Annotated in this window: 17 protein-coding genes and 1 pseudogene; 11 read left to right on the plus strand and 7 right to left on the minus strand. The window is 71.2% G+C overall.

The window, feature by feature from the left end; genetic code table 11:
• The first annotated feature begins 385 nt into the window (after nt 1-385).
• The gene (locus ACWJ6R_RS13580; RefSeq protein ID WP_449062561.1) at nt 386-994 is read left to right on the plus strand and encodes a TetR/AcrR family transcriptional regulator; all 609 of its coding nucleotides are present in this window, start codon (nt 386-388) and stop codon (nt 992-994) included.
• A gap of 137 nt (nt 995-1,131) precedes the next feature.
• Nucleotides 1,132-2,376: an acyltransferase family protein gene (locus tag ACWJ6R_RS13585; RefSeq protein ID WP_449062562.1), complete on the plus strand. Its 1,245-nt coding sequence runs from the start codon at nt 1,132-1,134 to the stop codon at nt 2,374-2,376.
• A 50-nt stretch (nt 2,377-2,426) separates the two neighbouring features.
• Here the strand turns inward: ACWJ6R_RS13585 and ACWJ6R_RS13590 are convergent, their stop codons facing one another.
• On the minus strand, nt 2,427-3,311 hold the full coding sequence (locus ACWJ6R_RS13590) for an NAD(P)-dependent oxidoreductase (RefSeq protein ID WP_449062563.1): 885 nt from the start codon (nt 3,309-3,311) through the stop codon (nt 2,427-2,429).
• Nucleotides 3,312-3,471: 160 nt separating this feature from the next.
• Between ACWJ6R_RS13590 and ACWJ6R_RS13595 the strand changes: the two genes are divergently transcribed.
• Together ACWJ6R_RS13595 and ACWJ6R_RS13600 are read left to right on the plus strand one after the other, a co-directional pair.
• Nucleotides 3,472-3,807: a winged helix-turn-helix transcriptional regulator gene (locus ACWJ6R_RS13595; RefSeq protein WP_449062564.1), complete on the plus strand. Its 336-nt coding sequence runs from the start codon at nt 3,472-3,474 to the stop codon at nt 3,805-3,807.
• A 207-nt stretch (nt 3,808-4,014) separates the two neighbouring features.
• Nucleotides 4,015-4,401 (plus strand): hypothetical protein, encoded by a 387-nt coding sequence (locus ACWJ6R_RS13600; RefSeq protein WP_449062565.1) that lies wholly within the window; start codon nt 4,015-4,017, stop codon nt 4,399-4,401.
• 229 nt (nt 4,402-4,630) lie between these two features.
• Here the strand turns inward: ACWJ6R_RS13600 and ACWJ6R_RS13605 are convergent, their stop codons facing one another.
• Nucleotides 4,631-5,629: an NADP-dependent oxidoreductase gene (locus tag ACWJ6R_RS13605; protein ID WP_449062576.1), complete on the minus strand. Its 999-nt coding sequence runs from the start codon at nt 5,627-5,629 to the stop codon at nt 4,631-4,633.
• Nucleotides 5,630-5,672: 43 nt separating this feature from the next.
• Here ACWJ6R_RS13605 and ACWJ6R_RS13610 point away from each other — a divergent pair, with 43 nt between their 5' ends.
• The gene (locus ACWJ6R_RS13610; RefSeq protein ID WP_449062566.1) at nt 5,673-6,260 is read left to right on the plus strand and encodes a MarR family winged helix-turn-helix transcriptional regulator; all 588 of its coding nucleotides are present in this window, start codon (nt 5,673-5,675) and stop codon (nt 6,258-6,260) included.
• A gap of 21 nt (nt 6,261-6,281) precedes the next feature.
• Here the strand turns inward: ACWJ6R_RS13610 and ACWJ6R_RS13615 are convergent, their stop codons facing one another.
• Nucleotides 6,282-6,683, minus strand: coding sequence for a hypothetical protein (locus ACWJ6R_RS13615; RefSeq protein ID WP_449062567.1), 402 nt, complete (start codon nt 6,681-6,683; stop codon nt 6,282-6,284).
• Between the two features lie 322 nt (nt 6,684-7,005).
• Between ACWJ6R_RS13615 and ACWJ6R_RS13620 the strand changes: the two genes are divergently transcribed.
• Nucleotides 7,006-7,326 (plus strand): hypothetical protein, encoded by a 321-nt coding sequence (locus ACWJ6R_RS13620; protein ID WP_449062568.1) that lies wholly within the window; start codon nt 7,006-7,008, stop codon nt 7,324-7,326.
• Nucleotides 7,327-7,444: 118 nt separating this feature from the next.
• Here the strand turns inward: ACWJ6R_RS13620 and ACWJ6R_RS13625 are convergent, their stop codons facing one another.
• Complete coding sequence (locus tag ACWJ6R_RS13625; protein WP_449062569.1) at nt 7,445-8,173, minus strand: glyoxalase; 729 nt, start codon at nt 8,171-8,173, stop codon at nt 7,445-7,447.
• A gap of 176 nt (nt 8,174-8,349) precedes the next feature.
• On the opposite strand from ACWJ6R_RS13625, the gene ACWJ6R_RS13630 reads away from it, so the two are divergent.
• The 4 genes and pseudogenes from ACWJ6R_RS13630 (at nt 8,350) to ACWJ6R_RS13645 (ending at nt 11,838) form a co-directional block, all read left to right on the plus strand.
• Nucleotides 8,350-8,673 carry a hypothetical protein gene (locus ACWJ6R_RS13630; RefSeq protein ID WP_449062570.1) on the plus strand — a complete coding sequence of 108 codons (324 nt, stop codon included), beginning with the start codon at nt 8,350-8,352 and terminating at the stop codon, nt 8,671-8,673.
• A 174-nt stretch (nt 8,674-8,847) separates the two neighbouring features.
• Entirely contained in the window at nt 8,848-9,801 is a 954-nt protein-coding gene (locus ACWJ6R_RS13635; RefSeq protein WP_449062571.1) for a DMT family transporter, read from the plus strand.
• A 161-nt stretch (nt 9,802-9,962) separates the two neighbouring features.
• Nucleotides 9,963-10,718: pseudogene (locus ACWJ6R_RS13640) on the plus strand (haloalkane dehalogenase); the annotation flags it as partial.
• Nucleotides 10,719-10,860: 142 nt separating this feature from the next.
• On the plus strand, nt 10,861-11,838 hold the full coding sequence (locus ACWJ6R_RS13645) for an RNA polymerase sigma factor (protein ID WP_449062572.1): 978 nt from the start codon (nt 10,861-10,863) through the stop codon (nt 11,836-11,838).
• Between the two features lie 88 nt (nt 11,839-11,926).
• Here the strand turns inward: ACWJ6R_RS13645 and ACWJ6R_RS13650 are convergent, their stop codons facing one another.
• The 3 genes from ACWJ6R_RS13650 to ACWJ6R_RS13660 all read right to left on the minus strand — a co-directional run bounded on the left by ACWJ6R_RS13650 (nt 11,927) and on the right by ACWJ6R_RS13660 (nt 15,217).
• Nucleotides 11,927-12,955 (minus strand): glycoside hydrolase family 11 protein, encoded by a 1,029-nt coding sequence (locus ACWJ6R_RS13650; protein WP_449062577.1) that lies wholly within the window; start codon nt 12,953-12,955, stop codon nt 11,927-11,929.
• Between the two features lie 406 nt (nt 12,956-13,361).
• A complete protein-coding gene (locus ACWJ6R_RS13655) occupies nt 13,362-14,174 on the minus strand; it encodes an ABC transporter permease (RefSeq protein WP_449062573.1) in 813 nt (270 codons plus the stop codon).
• A gap of 128 nt (nt 14,175-14,302) precedes the next feature.
• Entirely contained in the window at nt 14,303-15,217 is a 915-nt protein-coding gene (locus ACWJ6R_RS13660; protein ID WP_449062574.1) for an ABC transporter ATP-binding protein, read from the minus strand.
• 179 nt (nt 15,218-15,396) lie between these two features.
• Between ACWJ6R_RS13660 and ACWJ6R_RS13665 the strand changes: the two genes are divergently transcribed.
• Nucleotides 15,397-16,707: a sensor histidine kinase gene (locus ACWJ6R_RS13665; RefSeq protein ID WP_449062575.1), complete on the plus strand. Its 1,311-nt coding sequence runs from the start codon at nt 15,397-15,399 to the stop codon at nt 16,705-16,707.
• Nucleotides 16,708-16,741 lie beyond the last annotated feature (34 nt).

The following is a 16,741-nucleotide window of genomic DNA, read 5'->3' on the forward strand; positions in this document are numbered from 1 at the left end:
GACTTCTTCGGCCCGGACGGTTCGCCGACGCGCGGCGGCCACCCCAGCCGGTGCGCCCGGCGGCCCAGGCGCTCGACCGGGGTGCGGCGCGCCGGCTCTGGGAGGCGTCCGAGGCGCTGACCGGAGTACGCTTCTCGGCGTTCGACCGGGGCGAGGTCCGCCCGTGACCCCGCCCGGGAGCCGCCCGTGACCCCGTCCGCGGAGTCGGCGGTGGCTCCGCCCGCGAGGCCGTACGGGCTCCGCGACCGCGAGGCCGTACGGGCTCCGCGTCCGTAGGGCCCGGGTTTCGTGACCGCTGGGCCGTACGGGCTCCGCGTCCGTAGGGTCGGACGGATCGGGCGCAGGCGGGCCGTACGCGGGCGGATCAGGTGAGGGGGACCCAGGGATGACGGCACGGGAACCGGACCGGGCGCCGGACGGCCGGGGCGCCGCGCGCAATCTCAACCCCGAGCGGGAGCGGGCGATCCTGGGGGCCGTCCTGGAATCGCTGTCGGAGGTCGGTTACGACCGCATGACCATCGACCAGGTGGCCCGCCGGGCCAGGGCCAGCAAGGCGACCATCTACCGCCGCTGGTCGGGGAAGGCCGAGATGGTCGCCGCGGCCATGCACGGGATGACGATGGAGCACCGCCCGCTGCCCGACACCGGGACCCTGCGCGGCGACCTGGTCGCCGGGTTGCCGGTCTTCTGCCGGATCTACGAGCGCAAGCACGCCATCGTGCTCGGCCTGCTCCCGGCGATCCGCAGCGACCCGGGGCTCGGGCGGCTGCTCCACGGGCACATGCTGGAGTCCGGCGCGGACGAGGCGGCCGAGCTGCTGGAACGTGCCCGGGCGCGAGGGGAGATCGGGGCCGAGGCGCGTGTGGCGACGCTCGTCGAGGTCACCAAGGCCCTGCTCTGGCACCGGCTGCTGCTGACCGGTGAGCCCCTCGACGAGGAGTTCGTCACCCGCACGGTGGACGAGGTCCTGCTGCCCCTGCTCCAGGCCGGATGACGTGACCGCCGGGATGACGTGACCGCCCGAGTGCTGTGACCGCCGGGGTGGTGCGACCGTCGAGGTGACGTGACCGCCCGGATTCGGTCGGTCATACGTCAGCACAACAGCTGATATTCATTACTAAAGTCGGGCAAATGGCCCCCATCCCTTCCCGGCTGGCCTGGCTGGACGCCCTCCGGGGCCCTGCCGCGCTGGCCGTCGCGCTGCACCACGCCGCCTGGACCTTCATCCCGGAGATCTGGGCCGAGGTGGACCGCAGAATCGACGTCGGCACCTGGGGCGTCTTCGTGTTCTTCATGGTCAGCGGTTACATCATCCCCGCCTCCCTGGAACGGCGCGGCGACCTGCGGGCCTTCTGGACCGGCCGGGCCTTCCGCCTCCTGCCCCTGCTGCTGGTCGCCCTCGGCCTGGCGCTCCTGCTCGCGTACGGCGGAGCGTTCGCCCTCCACCCGGGCCTGGGCGACCGGCCCCTGCCCCTCGTCGTCCTCGGCAACGTGACGATGCTGCAGGAACTGCTCGGGGTGCCCGCCGTCATCGGCGTGATGTGGACGCTCTCCTACGAGATGGCGTTCTACCTGATCGCGGCAGGGCTGTTCACCGTACGGCAGGCGCACCGGTCGGCCGCGGTCGCGATCGGCCTGGCGCTGTCGGCCGTGCCACTCGGACTCCTGCTGCCGGGGCCGGTCGTCAAGGGCCGCGCGGATCTGACCGCCGCGCTTCTCGGTGTCGCGGTCCTCGTGGCCGTCGCCGTGTCGGCGCGGGCGCGCGGCCGGGTGCGTACGGCCGCCGCGGTGGCGGGCGGCCTCCTCGGCCTGGCGCTGGTGGTCCTGGGCAGCCGGATCGGCGCGTGGCAGGGGCTGACCGTCCTGGCCGCGATGTTCGTCGGCACGGCCGTGCACCGCGCCGAGCGGGGGGTGATCCGGTGGCGGACCGCCGTCGCCGCGGTGGCGACGGTCCTGGCCTGCGGGGCCTTCGCCAAGGACGACCCCGGCTGGGCTCCGGCGATCGTGCTGGCCGCCGGATTCTTCGGAGGCGCGTTCACACTGCGGAACCGGCGGTTCCCCCGGTGGCTCACCCACCTCGGCGTGATCAGCTTCTCCCTCTACCTGCTCCACCCGCTCCTGCTGTGGATGAGCCCGAACCTCCCGCTGTACTTCCTCGTCCTGGTGCCGCTCGCCTACCTGACCCACCGCCTGGTCGAGGCCCCCGCCCAGGGCCTCGGCAGGCGGTGGGCCATCCGCTCGACGGGACCGGAGAGAACCGGTGAGACGCCGGTCGTGCGCTCCGGCGAGGACACGGGCAGGCGCACACGACCGGCCGGTCCCGCCGGGGAAGCCTCGGAGCCCGGTGGAGATCATCCCGCCGGAATCCCCGGATAGGGTCACCGGCATGCGTTCTCTCCTCACTTCGGGCGGTGCGTGCAACACCTTCACGGCCCCGGCGTCCCGATCACCTCGGCCAGGCGGGAGAAGGAGTCGGAACCGTGCCCGATGTCGATCGCCCGCCGTGCGACGGCCGTCGCGGCGTCCAGCACACCGGTGTCGAGGCCGCGCGCCCGGGAGGCGTGGACGATGTGCTCCAGGCTCGCCGCGGCCGACAGGACGGTGGAGTCGTCACCCGGGTGACGGCCGTCGTCGATGTGGCCTGCGAACCCGTCGACGATGGCGGGCAGCAGGGCGCCGATCCCCTTGGCGAACGGGGCCAGCTCCCGAGCACCGATCCCCTCGGCGGAGGCCAGGGCGAAGGCGTGGACGAGCCCGCTCATGGAGGTCCAGAAGAAGTCGAGCAGGGCCACGTCGTGCGCCGCCGCCCGCCCGGGGTCCGCGCCCAGGTAGGCCGCCGTGCCGCCCAGGCTCGACAGCGTCGGCAAGTGGTCCCGGTAGACCTCCTCCGGCCCGCTGTACAGGACGACCGCCTCGGGCCCGCTGATGGTCGGCGTCGGGGTCATGATCGCGCCGTCGAGGTAGCCGATGCCGTGCTCGGCGGCCCAGGAGGCCGTACGGCGGGCACGTTCCGGCGTGTCGGCGGTGAGGTTCACCAGGGTTCGGCCCTTCAGCTCGCCGGCCGCGGGACCCGTGATCGCCTCCACGGCGTCGTAGTCGATCACGCAGGCTACGGTGAGCGGGCTCGCGGCGGAGGCCTCGGCGGGGGTGGCGGCCACGGTCGCGCCCCGGGCGGCGAGGGGCTCGGCCCGGGAGGCCGTACGGTTCCACACGGTCGTGGGGTGGCCGGCGGCCAGGAACGCCCCTGCCAGTGCTCGGCCCATGTCCCCCAGGCCGATGACCGTCACCGGGGCGCGCTCGTCGTCGGTCATCTCGTTCTCCAGTCCGTCGGTGGCGGCAGTCGATCTCCGGGCCGGGACCGCGAACGGTCCCGCGCCGGACACCTCCGATGCTGGTTCTCCGGTGAGATTTCCTCAAGTACCTACTATTTTCTCAGGTACATACCTTTTCGTAAGCATGGAGGATGTGACGGTGAAGAAGCGGACCTACAACTGCGGGCTCGACGCCGCCGTGGACGTCGTGGGCGGCAAGTGGAAGGCGCTGATCCTGTGGGCGCTGCACCGGGAGGCCCTCCGGTTCGGCGAGCTGAAGCGGTCGGTGTCGGGCATCAGCGAGAAGATGCTCATCCAGCAGCTCAGAGAGATGGAGACCTACGGCCTGGTGCACCGGGAGGTCTACCACCAGGTTCCACCGAAGGTGGAATACTCCCTGACCGAGTTCGGCCAGTCGCTCAACACCGCGCTCATCCCCCTGGGCGACTGGGGCGAGAAACACATGGAGACCATCGAGGCCATCCCCCGCGACTAGGGGCTCGTTATCCGTATTAGTGCACGCTCGGGCGCGAGGGTGCATTCCTCCACAGAAGAAGGCGCCGGGTCTTCCTAACGTGAGCGGTGTTCCGAACGAGAGCACCCCTTCCCAGGAGAAGACAATGATCAAGAAGACCCGCGCCCTGCTGGCCGGTGCCGCCCTGGCCGCCTCGCTCGCCGCCGGTGCCGCCGCGGCCCCGCCGCGATGGCCTCGACCGCCGGCGCCGGCGCCGCCGCCCAGGAGGCCCAGTCCTCCAAGCACTTCTTCGGGCCGTACCACTCGGGCTTCGGCAAGGGCGAGAGCTTCGGTGAGCGCTCCTATTTCAAGGGCTACTGGGTCAAGGACGGCGGCCGCTACTGGTTCCACGGCGACCTGTTCGACCGTGACCACGACCGCTCGTACAGCTACGTGTGGTTCAAGTGGCACGACCGGTCCGGTTACCACACCAAGGTCTTCAAGACCTTCGGCCACAGCCACTACAAGAGCTACGGCGGTTTCAAGAAGAGCCGGGGCTTCGACGACTTCAAGATCCGCGTGTGCGAGGGCACGAACAAGTTCGACGACTGCGGCCGCTGGTACGACGCCTTCTGAGGGCCTTTCGAGGCTTTTCTGGGCCTTCCGACGGCCTTCCGGTGAATTCCGATGATCATGGAACCGGCTCCGAGAGTGACTCCGGAGCCGGTCCCGGTCATGTTCCCGGAACCGGAACCGAAGTCGGTCATGTTCCCGGAACCGGAGTCGGAGGTGGAGGCGGAGCCGGTCCTGGTCATGCTCGTGGAACCGGAGGCGGTTCCGGGGTCCGCCTCGTACCGCGGGGGCGTCAGAGGCGGACGATCATCTTTCCCGTGTTCTCACCCCGGAGCAGGCCGATGAACGCGGCCGGAGCGTTCTCCAGCCCGTCGACCACGGTCTCGTCGGCCGTGATCCGGCCTTCCCGCAGCCAGCCGCCCACCTCCGCGATCATGTCGCGCATCCGGGAGGAGTGGTCGCCGACGATGAAACCGCGCATGGTGAGCCGCTTGCCGACGGCGAGGAAGAGGTTGCGCGGGGCGCACGGAGGCTCGGTGGCGTTGTAGGCCGCGATCGCCCCGCACATGGCGATCCTGCCGCCGTTGTTGAGCCGCTCGATCGCGGCCTCCAGATGGTCGGCGCCGACGTTGTCGAAGTAGACGTCGATGCCGTCGGGGGCCGCCTCACGGAGCTGCTCGGCGACCAGGCCGTCGCGGTAGCTGAAGGCGGCGTCGAACCCGAGCTCGCGCAGGCGAGCGACCTTCGCGTCGGAGCCCGCGCTGCCGACGACCCGGGACGCGCCCTTGAGCTTGGCGATCTGGCCGACGAGCGCGCCCACCGCGCCGGCGGCGCCCGAGACGAAGACGGCGTCGCCCTTCTTGAAGGAGGCGATGTCGAGCAGGCCGACGTAGGCCGTGAGGCCCGGCATGCCCAGCACACCCAGGTAGGCGGAGGGCGAGACACCCTCGATCGGGTCGACCTTGCGGACCCGGGCGGCGTCGGTGACGACCTGTTCGCGCCAGCCGAAGCCGTGCAGGACGAGGTCACCGGCCTGCAAGCCGGGTGTGCGGGACTCGACGACCTCGCCGACCGCCCCGCCCTCCAAGGGTTCGCCGAGGCGGAACGGCGGTACATAGGACTCGGCGTCGTTCATCCGGCCCCGCATGTACGGGTCGACGGACATGAACAGGTTGCGGACCAGGACCTGTCCCTCCTGCGGGGCGGGCAGGTCCGCCTCGACCAGGTCGAAGTCGTCCGAGGTGGGCCAGCCCGACGGGCGTGAGGCGAGATTGATCTGCCGAGACAAGATGAACCCCCTAAAAGGTTGAAGTTCATCAACTATACTTGCCCCCGTGAACGTGACCAGCGAAGTGGTGTCGTTGATGGGCGAGATCGCGCTCCGCTACAACCGGAGATACGAGGAGGCCGCGGCCCGGCACCGGCTGACCGCCCTCCAGGCCAAGGCGCTCATGCTGGTCGCCGCGGAGCCGCTGCCCATGCGGCGGATCGCGGGGCTGTTCAACTGCGATCCGTCCAACATCACCGGCATCGTGGACCGCCTGGAGAAACGCGGCCTCGTCCGGCGCGACCCGGTCCCCGCCGATCGGAGGGTGAAGCACATCGCGCTGACCGAGGAGGGCCGCCGGATCGTGGAAGAGCTGCGCGGCTCCCTGGGATTCGCGGCCGCCCCGCTGGGCGCGCTGACCGGCCCGGAGCGCACCCAGCTGAGAGACCTCCTCAAGCGCATGCTGGCCGCCGACACCGCCGACACCGCCGACACCGCCGACACCGCCGACATCACCGACACCGCCGACACTGCCCACAGGGGCGGCACCGCCGATATGGACGGCATCGCCGACCCGGATGGCCCGGACGAGACCGTCGGCACGACCGATGCGGCCGATGCGGCCGATGCGAAGGCGCCGGGGCACGCCGAGTAGGCCGGGCATGCCCCCGAACGATCAGTGAGGCTGGGAGACGGTGTGATGCGAGTCCTGCCGTCGCCACTCCATGATCACTCCGCGAACGACCAGATGCAGGAGCAGCAGGATGCCCACGACCAGTGCGGTGATTCGGAAGAAGGGGGTCTCAAGCTCACCGGATAACGACTTGAAGACCAGGAAGAGACCCGGATAGAGCTGATGGCCGTTACCGACCCATGCCCGGGTGCGGGGGATGCTGTGGAGAACGGCCGCGCCGAAGAGAGCAAAGGCGAGGATCAGGAAGAACGCGGGTCCTGCCGGGGGCTCGATGAGGAGCAGGGCCATCCCGCCGATGAGACCGATCAGCGATGCAGCGATCGCGATGATCCGTTGCGGCGGAGAAAGATGGTCAAACCACGACTTCGGATCCGTAGGGCTCACCTGATCAATCTCTCACGGAGAGGTGACGGCTGGTCGACTTCGCCGTGAGGACAACGACTTTCGGCTCTGGTCTGCTCGTCTCGTCCTGGTTCCGATGGCGACGGAAAGGTCCGGCTGGACCGCTTACGGACGTGGTCCGTGCTCCATGTCCGCTGCGGTCGGCCCCGTCGACTGAAGACGGTCATCGACCCTGCTTGTCGGCCGTCGCGCGTGCCCGGATCACCGGCAGCAGGATCTCAGCCGGAAAAATCTTGGATCTCGTCGTAACAAAATCCCGCGTTCGCCACTCTCATCTGACGAACACCACGAGAGAGGGACGAAAATGAGCGACTTCACCGCTGCTTTCTTCGACGTCAACGGCGACGGCGCCACCGACGCCCAGTGGGCGGACGTCAACGGCGACGGCTACAGCGACGTGGAGAACTACGACACCAACGGCGACGGCGCCTCCGACGTCGAGTGGATCGACACCAACAGCGACGGCGTCGCCGACCAGGAGAACTACGACACCAACGGCGACGGCCGTACCGACGTCACCTACAACGACCTCGACGGCGACGGCTACGTCGACGAGACGCTGGTCGACCTGAACGGCGACGGCGTCGCCGACTACACCGAGACCGCCGGTCCCTTCACCGTCTGAGCGGGCTTCGACCCGCGGGCATGACGAGGTCCGCAGGCATGACGAGGTCCGCGGGCATGACGAGGTCCGCGGGCATGACGAACCCCCTGGCGCCTCCGCGTCACCGGCGCTGCCCGCTTCACGGCAGCCATTCCCGGAGTCCGGCGAGGTGGCCGAGTTCCGACTCGATGCGCCGCCTGTCGTCGGCGGTGAGCTCCAGGCCGCGTAGATCGGTGGCCCACGGGTCGGCGGGCTCACCGAGGACCGCGGCCAGATCGAGGAGGTGGCACAGGGCGATGGCCCGCTCGACCGCCGGGGCGTCCGCGCCGTGCCGGCGCATCCCGGACTTGAGCGCGCGGAAGGCCTGCAGGTCGTCGTTCTTGAACTCGCGCAGGATCCGGGCGTTGTCGAGCGCCTTGGCCAGGCCCGTCAGCCGCTTCGAACCGCCGTACTCCAGTTCGGCCGGCTCGTCGCGCTGGATGAAGACGATCGAGTTCCCGGACGGATCGATCAGCGTGAACCGGGACGCGCCCGGCCTGTAGCGGGTGATCCGCGGCAGGCCGGAACTCAGCACCTTCCCGTGGACCCGGCGCATCGCCGCGACGAACGCCGCGTGGTACGGCGCCACGGCGTCGACCATGACCAGGCAGCCTCCCGACTCCTCCCGGGCCGGGTCCAGCCCCTTGGGCGCCGGGCCGAAGTGCAGCTGGAACCCGCTCCACCGCAATGCCAGATAGACATAGGGCCTGCTCTGCCTGTAGGTCGCCTCGAATCCCAGCGCCTCATAGAACGCCAGGGTCTCCTCCAGCGACGCGCACGGCATCAATGGCACCGTCGTCTCGTTCGGCCGGACCGCGGGCTCATTCATGTCGTTCCACCTTTCGGCTTCCGGGTCGTCCGGCGATGCTCGCACCCAGCAGTGGACCTCGCATATGGATCGTTCCAGGGCGATCAGGAGTCCGATCGAAAAAATCATGGAATTCACCGCAACAAAACATCACTTCCACGACTCTTATCTGACGAACACCACGAGAGAGGGACAAAATGAGCGATTTCGCCACCGCCACGTTCATCGACGCCAACGGCGACGGCTACGTCGACACCGAGTGGGTGGACTTCAACGGGGACGGTTACAGCGACCAGGAGAACTACGACACCAACGGCGACGGCTACACCGACACCGAGTGGGTGGACGCGACCGGGGACGGCGTCGCCGACCAGGAGAACTACGACACCAACGGCGACGGCCGTACCGACGTCACCTACAACGACCTCAACGGCGACGGCTACGTCGACGAGACGCTCGTCGACCTGAACGGCGACGGCGTCGCCGATTACACCGAGACCGCCGGCCCCTTCACCGTCTGACCGCCGGGTCAGGCGCGGACCGGTCTCCACCCGCCTGCCCCGCCTGCCCCGCCTTCCCTGCCTTCCCCGCCTCCTCGCGTACCCGTCCACGACGCCGGATGGTGACGGCGGCCGCCACTGCCAGGTCCGAAAACCGCGATGAAGCGAGAAGCGCATAAGGCATAGGGTCCCGGTATGAACCGGACCATCACCGGCGAACAGCGGACCGCCCGCCTGGCCCTCGCAGCGGCGGGCGCGACCGTCGTCCTGTGGGCCTCGGCCTTCGTCTCCATCCGCAGCGCGGGCGAGCACTACTCACCGGGCGCGCTGGCGCTGGGGCGGCTGCTGGTGGGCTCCCTGGTACTCGGCGCCCTCCTGGCCGCGCGGCGCGAGGGATGGCCGCCGCGTGCCGCCTGGCCGGGCATCGCCGGCTCCGGCATCCTCTGGTTCGGCCTCTACATGGTCGCGCTCAACTGGGGCGAGCGGGAGGTGGACGCCGGCACGGCGGCCATGATCGTCAACATCGGCCCGATCCTCATCGCGCTGCTCGGCGGGCTGCTGCTCGGTGAGGGCTTCCCGCCGCGCCTGATGGCCGGCATGGCCGTGTCGTTCGCCGGAGCGGTCGTGGTGGGCGTCTCGATGTCCGGCGGCGACGGCGGGTCCTCCCTGCTCGGCGTGCTGCTCTGCCTGGCGGCGGCCGTGCTGTACGCCGCGGGGGTGGTCTGCCAGAAGCCCGCGCTGCGCCACGCTTCGGCGCTCCAGGTGACCACGTTCGGGTGCGTCGTCGGGACGCTGGCGTGCCTGCCGTTCGCGGGGCGGCTCACCGCCGAGCTCGCGGAGGCGCCCCTCGCCGCCACGCTGAACATGGTCTACCTCGGCGTGTTCCCGACGGCGCTCGCCTTCACCACCTGGGCGTACGCGCTGGCCCGGACGACGGCGGGGAAGATGGGCGCGACGACCTACATCGTCCCGGCCCTGGTGGTCCTGATGTCGTGGCTCGTCCTCGACGAGGTGCCGGGGTGGCTGACCGCGGCGGGCGGCGCGCTCTGCCTGGCGGGGGTGGCCGTCTCCCGGGGAGGGGCGAAAGCGGCGGTCCGGCGGTTTCGGGGACGGGGCGCCGCGGAGAAGACGGCGGTTCCACGCTCCTGACGTTCCGCACGGTTCCCGGAGGCCCTCCGGAGGATTCTCCGAATCCATCCGCCCCGTCCTGTCACAACCGTACGGGCGGATGTGTCCAACCAGGGTGAGAAGCGTTCCACCTGCGGAAGGACACAACGATCGTGAATACCGTCGAGGTCCTCGACTCCCACATGGCCTACACCGAGACCGGCGAGGGTGAGGCGGTGGTGTTCCTGCACGGCAACCCCACCTCGTCGCACATCTGGCGGAACGTGGTCCCGCACGTCGCGGACCGGGCGCGCTGCCTGGCTCCGGACCTGATCGGCATGGGGGCCTCCGGCAAGCCGGACATCGCCTACCGTTTCGCCGACCACGCCCGCTACCTGGACGCCTGGTTCGACGCCCTCGGCCTGGACCGGGCCGTGCTGGTCGGCTACGACTGGGGCGGCTCGCTCGCCCTGGACCTGGCGGCCCGCCATCCCGGCCGGGTCCGGGGCGTGGTGCTGCTGGAGGCGTTCGTGCGGCCCATGAGCTGGGCGGAGTATCCGGCCCCGGCGGTCCCGTTCTTCCGGGCGCTGCGCACTCCCGGGGAGGGCGAGCGGATGGCGCTGGAGGAGAACTGGTTCATCGAGACCGCCCTGCGCGCCACCAACTCCGGCATCTCCGACGCCGACCTGGCCGTCTACCGGACCCCGTACCCGGATCCCGTCTCCCGGCGCCCGCTGCTGCAGTGGCCCCGGGAGATCCCGCTGGACGGCGAACCGGCCGATGTGCGGGACCGCTTCCTCGCCTACGGTGACTGGATGGCCGACACCCCGCACGTGCCGAAGCTCCTGCTCACCGTCGAGCCGGGCAGCCTGGTCTCCCCGGAGATCGTGGCCTGGTGCCGGGCGAACGTGGCGGGGCTCGAGGTCGAGGGCGTCGGACCGGCCGGGCACCACGTCCCCGAGGACCGGCCGGGCGAGATCGGCCGGTCGGTCGCGCGCTGGCTGGCCCGGCACCGGCTGACCGGTGCCCCCGAGGCCGGTGCGCGCGAGACCGCGGCTTCGGGGCCGCCGCTTCGGAGGTCGGTGCGCGCGAGGCGGTTCGGTGAGCGCGCCCGAGGACGAGGTCGCGCTCGTCGGCCGGGCGGTCGGCGGGGACACGGAGGCGCTGGAGGAGGTCGTCCGCCGCGTTCAGGACCCCGTCTACCGGCTCGCCCTGCGCATGGCCGGGCGGCCGGCCGACGCCGAGGACGCGGTCCAGGAGATCCTGATCCGCGTCGTCACCCGGCTGTCCTCCTGGCGGGCGGAGGCCTCGCTCGTCACCTGGGCGTACCGGATCGCGGTGAACCACCTGCTGAACCTGCGGCGGACGTCCTACGAGCACCGCGGGATCACCTTCGAGGTCCTCGGCGAGAACCTGGCCGAGGGACTCGCCGCCGCGGACCACCAGGGGCCGGAGGCCGAACTGCTCACCAAGGAGGTACGGCTCGGCTGCACACAGGCGATGCTGCAGTGCCTCGACCGGTCCGAACGCGTCGCCTACGTGCTCGGTGAGGTCTTCGAGCTCCCCGGCGAGCAGGCGGCGTGGATCCTGGAGATCAGTCCCGCCGCCTACCGCAAGCGCCTGGAGCGCGCCCGCAAGCGCATCCGCGCGTTCATGTCGGCCACCTGCGGGCTCGTCAGCCGGGACGCGGCCTGCCGGTGCGCCCGGCGGGTGGAGAGCGCGGTCGCGCACGGCCGCGTCGACCCGCGCAGACCGGTCTTCGCCGGACACGCCGTCACGGACGCCCGTCCCGGAGCGGTCACCGTCGCCGACGGGGCCCGGCAGATGCGCCGCCTGCACGACGCCGCCACGGTCATGCGGAGCCACCCCGCCTACGCCGCCCCGCGCGCCCGGTCCGAGGCGGTGCTCTCGCTCCTGCGCTCCGGCCGCTATCCCCTCCTGTCCGCAGTGCCCGCAGTGCCCGCAGCGTCTGCCAGACCCGTCAGGCCCGCAGAGCCCATGGAGCCCGCCGCGCCCGCCGGAGAGCTTCCACGCCTTCGAGGTCCAGCCGGCCGTACCGGTCACGGGCCGACCGGATGATCACCGTTCGGCGGAGGTGGGGCAGAGATGCGGCGCGGCGGCCGTGGGGCCGCCGCGCCGCGGGCGAGGTGCTCCGGGGGCCCGGAGGTCAGCCCGCGCTGCAGGAGACCGTCGGCCAGGTCCAGTTGCCGTTGTGCTGGATCGTCACGCCGAAGTTGTTGCCGCTGCCGTTGGGCCTGGCGGTCAGCACCTGGGAGCTGGGGTAGCTCGCGCTGATGTTCCAGGTGCTGAGGACCTTGGCGGGGGACGGGACGTTCATCGTCACGGTCCAGTTGCTCGAACCGCTGACCGCGACGTTGAGGTTGTACCGGTCGCCCCACTGCTGACCCGCGGAGAGCGACGCGGTGCAGCCGCCGCCACCACCGCCGTTGTTACCGCCGCCGCCGTTGTTGCCCCCACCGCCGTTGTTGCCGCCGCCGGAGGAAGTGCCCAGCGTGATGTTGGAGCTCCCGCTGCTCTGGTATCCCTCCGTCGCCATGATCATGTAGTCGTGGCTGCCCAGGTTCATCCCGTGGCGGGCCCACGCGTCGAAGTGGTTGCCGGAGGTGATGGTGCCGCCCGTCTTCTTCGACTGCCGGACGCTCCAGTACTGCTTGAAGGTCCGGGTGCCCTCGATGGAGGGGGCGTTGGTGCGCGTCGTCTCGTAGATGTCGTACGTGCCGCCGTCGCTGGTGACGGTGCCCTTGTACGTCCCCGTGGGCCGGTAGGTGCCCCAGTTGTCGACGATGTAGTACTCCACGAGCGGGTTCCTCGTCCACCCGTAGAGCGTCAGGTACGCGTTGCCGGACGGGTTGAAGCTGCCCGAGTAGGACACGGTCCGGCGTCCGCCGGTGCTCCAGCCCTTGCCCGCGACGAAGTTCCCGGTGTTGCGCCAGGAGGTGCTGTAGTTGCCGCCGGATCCCAGCTCCATGGAGACCGTTCCGGGGCTGTCGGTCCAGAACGAGTAGAAGTAGCCGTTGTTGTTGCCGGTCTGGTTCGAGGATATGGGCGCGGCCGCGTCGGCGCTGCCGGGCAGCATCGCGGTGGCCGCGGCCAGCGCCACGGCGCAGACGCCGCGGGCGAACAGCCTGGCACGGCTGGTTCTGCGGCTCTCAGGGTGGGTGGGGGCGTCGTTCATGTGCTGCTTCCTCCTCGTGAAGGCCCGCAGGGGGTGGCCGGCGCGGTGCGACCCGACGGTGGCGGTGGCCGAGGTGGCGGCCACCGCGCATCGGCGTCGTACGGCGCGGCGGAGGCCGGTCGGTCGTCGGATGGCCGACGACCGCAGAACCGGGCCACGGTGGGTGACCCGGATCGGCAGGAGTCGGGTCTGCCGACGGTGACAGTGTTCGCCCCGGCCTTGAAAGTTGTCAACAAAGTCCGAAAGTTTCGAAGCCTTCGCGTCGTCCGAGGGTTTTCAGGGGAAGGGATTCACCTGCTGATCCATGGTCAGGGGCCGATCAGCGAGGAAGGTGGCGGATGAAAATTTCAGACTTTCCTGCGATCATGCTGCACGAGTTGGGTGGGGAAAGCCCGGCGTCTCCCGGTCAGGAGTCCCGGCGGCGCAGCGTCAGGTAACCGCCGAGGAGCGCTGCGGCGGTCCAGAGCGCCAGGACGCCCATCCCGGTCCACGGGCCGTAGGGGCGGCCGAACCGCGGGTCCCCAGGCGGGCCGGTGAGGTGCATGATCACCATTCCGGCCTGGTCCGGCAGGAACTGCATGACGGTCTTCACCTTCGGGACGTTGCCGAGCCCCTGCGAGCCGAGGAAGAGCAGCGGGAGCAGAACCCCGAGCGAGAGTGCGGAGCCGCGCAGCATCGTGGCCACCCCCGTCGCGAACAGGGTGATGAGCGTCAGGTAGAGGCACGCGCCGATCATGGCCTCCACCGCCCCGTCCGCGCCGATGGAGACGCCGATCGGGCCGAGCGCCGCCTGCGACACCAGGAACGCGGCCGGTACGGTGACCAGCGAGAAACCGAGGAGCAGCGGCACCTCGGCGAGCAGCTTGCCGCCGTAGAACAGGCCGCGCCGGGGCACCGCCGCCAGGGAGGAGCGGATCGTCCCGGAGGAGTACTCCCCGCCGATCACGAGCACCCCGAAGGCCACCAGGGGGAGCTGGCCGAGGGTCAGGCTGTAGAAGGCGGCGAAGAGCGGGTCGAAGGGCCTCGCGGGGTCGGGCGTCATGTCGGCGAAGGTGAGCCCGATCAGGTGGGCGAGACCGACGCTGAGGGCGGCGGCCAGGAGGAAGAGCCAGAGGGTCGACCGCACGGTCCGCAGCTTGACCCACTCGGCGGCGAGGACCGCCCACACGGCGCCCACCGTCGTCCCCGGGTCCGTCTTCCCTTCGACGGCCGCGTCCATCGCTGCTTCCGCTTGGGTCTCTGCTTCCGCGCGGGCGTCCGCTTCCGCGCGGGCGTCCGCTTCCGCGCGGGCGTCCGCTTCCGCGCGGGCGTCCGTTCCCGTACCTGCTCCCGCGTCCGCCGACGTGCTCATCGGTCCGCACCCCCGGCCCGGTACTCCACGGACTCACCGGTGAGCCGCATGAACGCCTCCTCCAGGGAGGCCGTCCGCGTGCCGATCTCGTGCACCGTCAGGCCGCGGGCCGCAGCCAGTTCGCCGACCTTCGCGGCCTCGGTTCCGTAGGCCTCCAGCGCGCCGTCCGCCGCCTGCCGTACCGGGATTCCGGCCTCGGCCAGCATGTCGCGCATGCGTTTCGGCTGCGGCGTACGGATCCGGATGTGCGAGCGGGAGTTCGCCTCGATGAACTCGGGCACGGTGGTGTCGGCGAGCAGCCGTCCGCGGCCGATCACGATCAGGTGCTCCGCGGTGAGGGCCGTCTCGCTCATCAGATGGCTGGAGACGAACACCGTACGGCCCTCGGCGGCCAGTTCTTTCATGAGCCGCCGGATCCACAGGACGCCCTCGGGGTCCAGCCCGTTGACCGGTTCGTCGAACAGCAGCACCGGCGGGTCGCCGAGCAGTGCCGCGGCGATGCCGAGCCGCTGGGACATGCCCAGGGAGAAGCCCCCGGCCCGCCTTCCGGCCACGCTCTCCAAGCCCGTCAGCTCCAGGACCTTCCGTACCCGGGTCGCGGGCAGGCGGTTGCTCCGAGCCAGCCAGAGCAGGTGGTGGTAGGCGCTGCGTCCGCCGTGCACGGCCCCGGCGTCCAGCAGCGCCCCGACGTGGCGCAGCGGTTCGGGCAGGTCGCGGTAGCGCCGTCCGCCGATGAGGACGCGGCCCGCGGTGGGACGGTCGAGGCCCAGCATCATCCTCATCGTGGTGGACTTGCCGGCGCCGTTCGGCCCGAGGAAGCCGGTCACCCGGCCGGGCCGCACCGTGAAGGACAGCTCGTCGACCGCGACCGTGCCGCCGTAGTGCTTGCTGAGGTTGCGTACTTCGATCACCAGGCCGACGCTACGGACGGGCCTGGGTCCGGGCAGTCCCCGAAAGTCGCCGGCCCCGTCCTCGAAAGTCGTCTTCCGGAGACGCGGTTCCGTCGGCGGGAGCCGGTGGCCGGTCGGAGGGCGGGGCTCGTCACTCGCGCGGGGAACGCCGGAAGCGCCGGGAACGTAGCCTGCTGCCCATGGGCCGACATCTCCTCGCCGCCGCCGTGGTCCTGGCCGACACCGTGTTGCTGGCGGCCGTCCACAGAGGTGACCTGCCCCTGTGGGCGGCGCCGGTGTACGCGGCGGCCGCCGCGCTGGTGCTCGTGCTCCGCCGCCGGTCCCCGCTCGCCGCCCTCGTGGCCGCGACGACGCTCGCCGCTCTGTCCGCGGGAGGGTACGCCCTCCTGCTGTGGGCCTCCTACCAGGCCGGGCGCGCGATGCTCTCCCGGTGGAGCACGGCCGTGGCCGCCGGTGCCGGCTTCGGCGGCTTCGCCGTACAGTTCGCCGTCCGGCAGACGGACCCGCGGATGCTTCCCCACCTCGTCACGACCTGTCTCGTCTTCGTGGCGCTGCCGCTGCTGGCGGGACGGTATCTAGCCCAGCACGATCGGCTGGTGTCGGCGCTCGCCCGGCACAACCGCGAGCTCCGCGGCAACCGGGAGCTGCTCGCCCAGCGGGAGCGGCTGCGCGAGCGGCTGCGGATCGCCCGGGAGATGCACGACTCCCTCGGCCACCGGCTCAGCCTGGTCTCCGTCCAGGCGGCGGCGCTGGAGGTCTCGCCGCTCCCGCCGGAGCAGCGGCAGGCCGTGCTACGGCTGGCGGAGGCGGCGCGCGGCGCCATGGACGAGCTCCACGAACTGGTGGGGGAACTGCGCACGGACGACGAGGCGCACGGACGGTCCTCGCCCGGCGTGGAGATGATCGGCGGGGTGGTGGCGGAGTTCCGGGCGGCCGGGGTGCCGGTGGAGTTGCGGCGGCGAGGGGAGCCCCGGCCGCTCTCGTCGGCGGCGGGGCAGGCGGCGTACCGGGTGGTCGAGGAAGGACTGACCAACGCGGCCAAGCACGCTCCGGGGCGGCAGGTCACGGTGAGCGTCGAGTGGGAGCCCGACGCGCTGCTGCTCACCGTCGCCAACCCCCTTCCGGAGTCCTCGGGCCGACCAGACACTTCCAATCTGCCGGGCGTCCCGGATCAGCCGGATCTCCCTGATCCCCCGGGACCTCCGGCCGCCGGCGCCGGGTACGGCCTGGCCGGGCTGAACGAGCGGGCACGGTCGGCCGGGGGGTTCCTGGACCACGGGCCCCGCTCCGGCGGAGGGTTCCGGCTCTTCGCGATGCTGCCCACGCTGGACGCCGACGTCATCGAGGAGGCCGGGGCCGTGCCGGAGGACGTCGAGGGCGACGGGAGCCCGCCCCCCATCGGCCGCGTCCGCCCGGTCGTCGTCGGGGCGGCCACCGCGGTCCTGATGTTCGTGCTGCTGCCCGCGATCATGCTGCTGGGAGTGGGCTGAGGTGGCCGGAGGGGCGGCGGGCAGGGGGATCGGC

The organism is Planomonospora algeriensis (assembly GCF_977012225.1).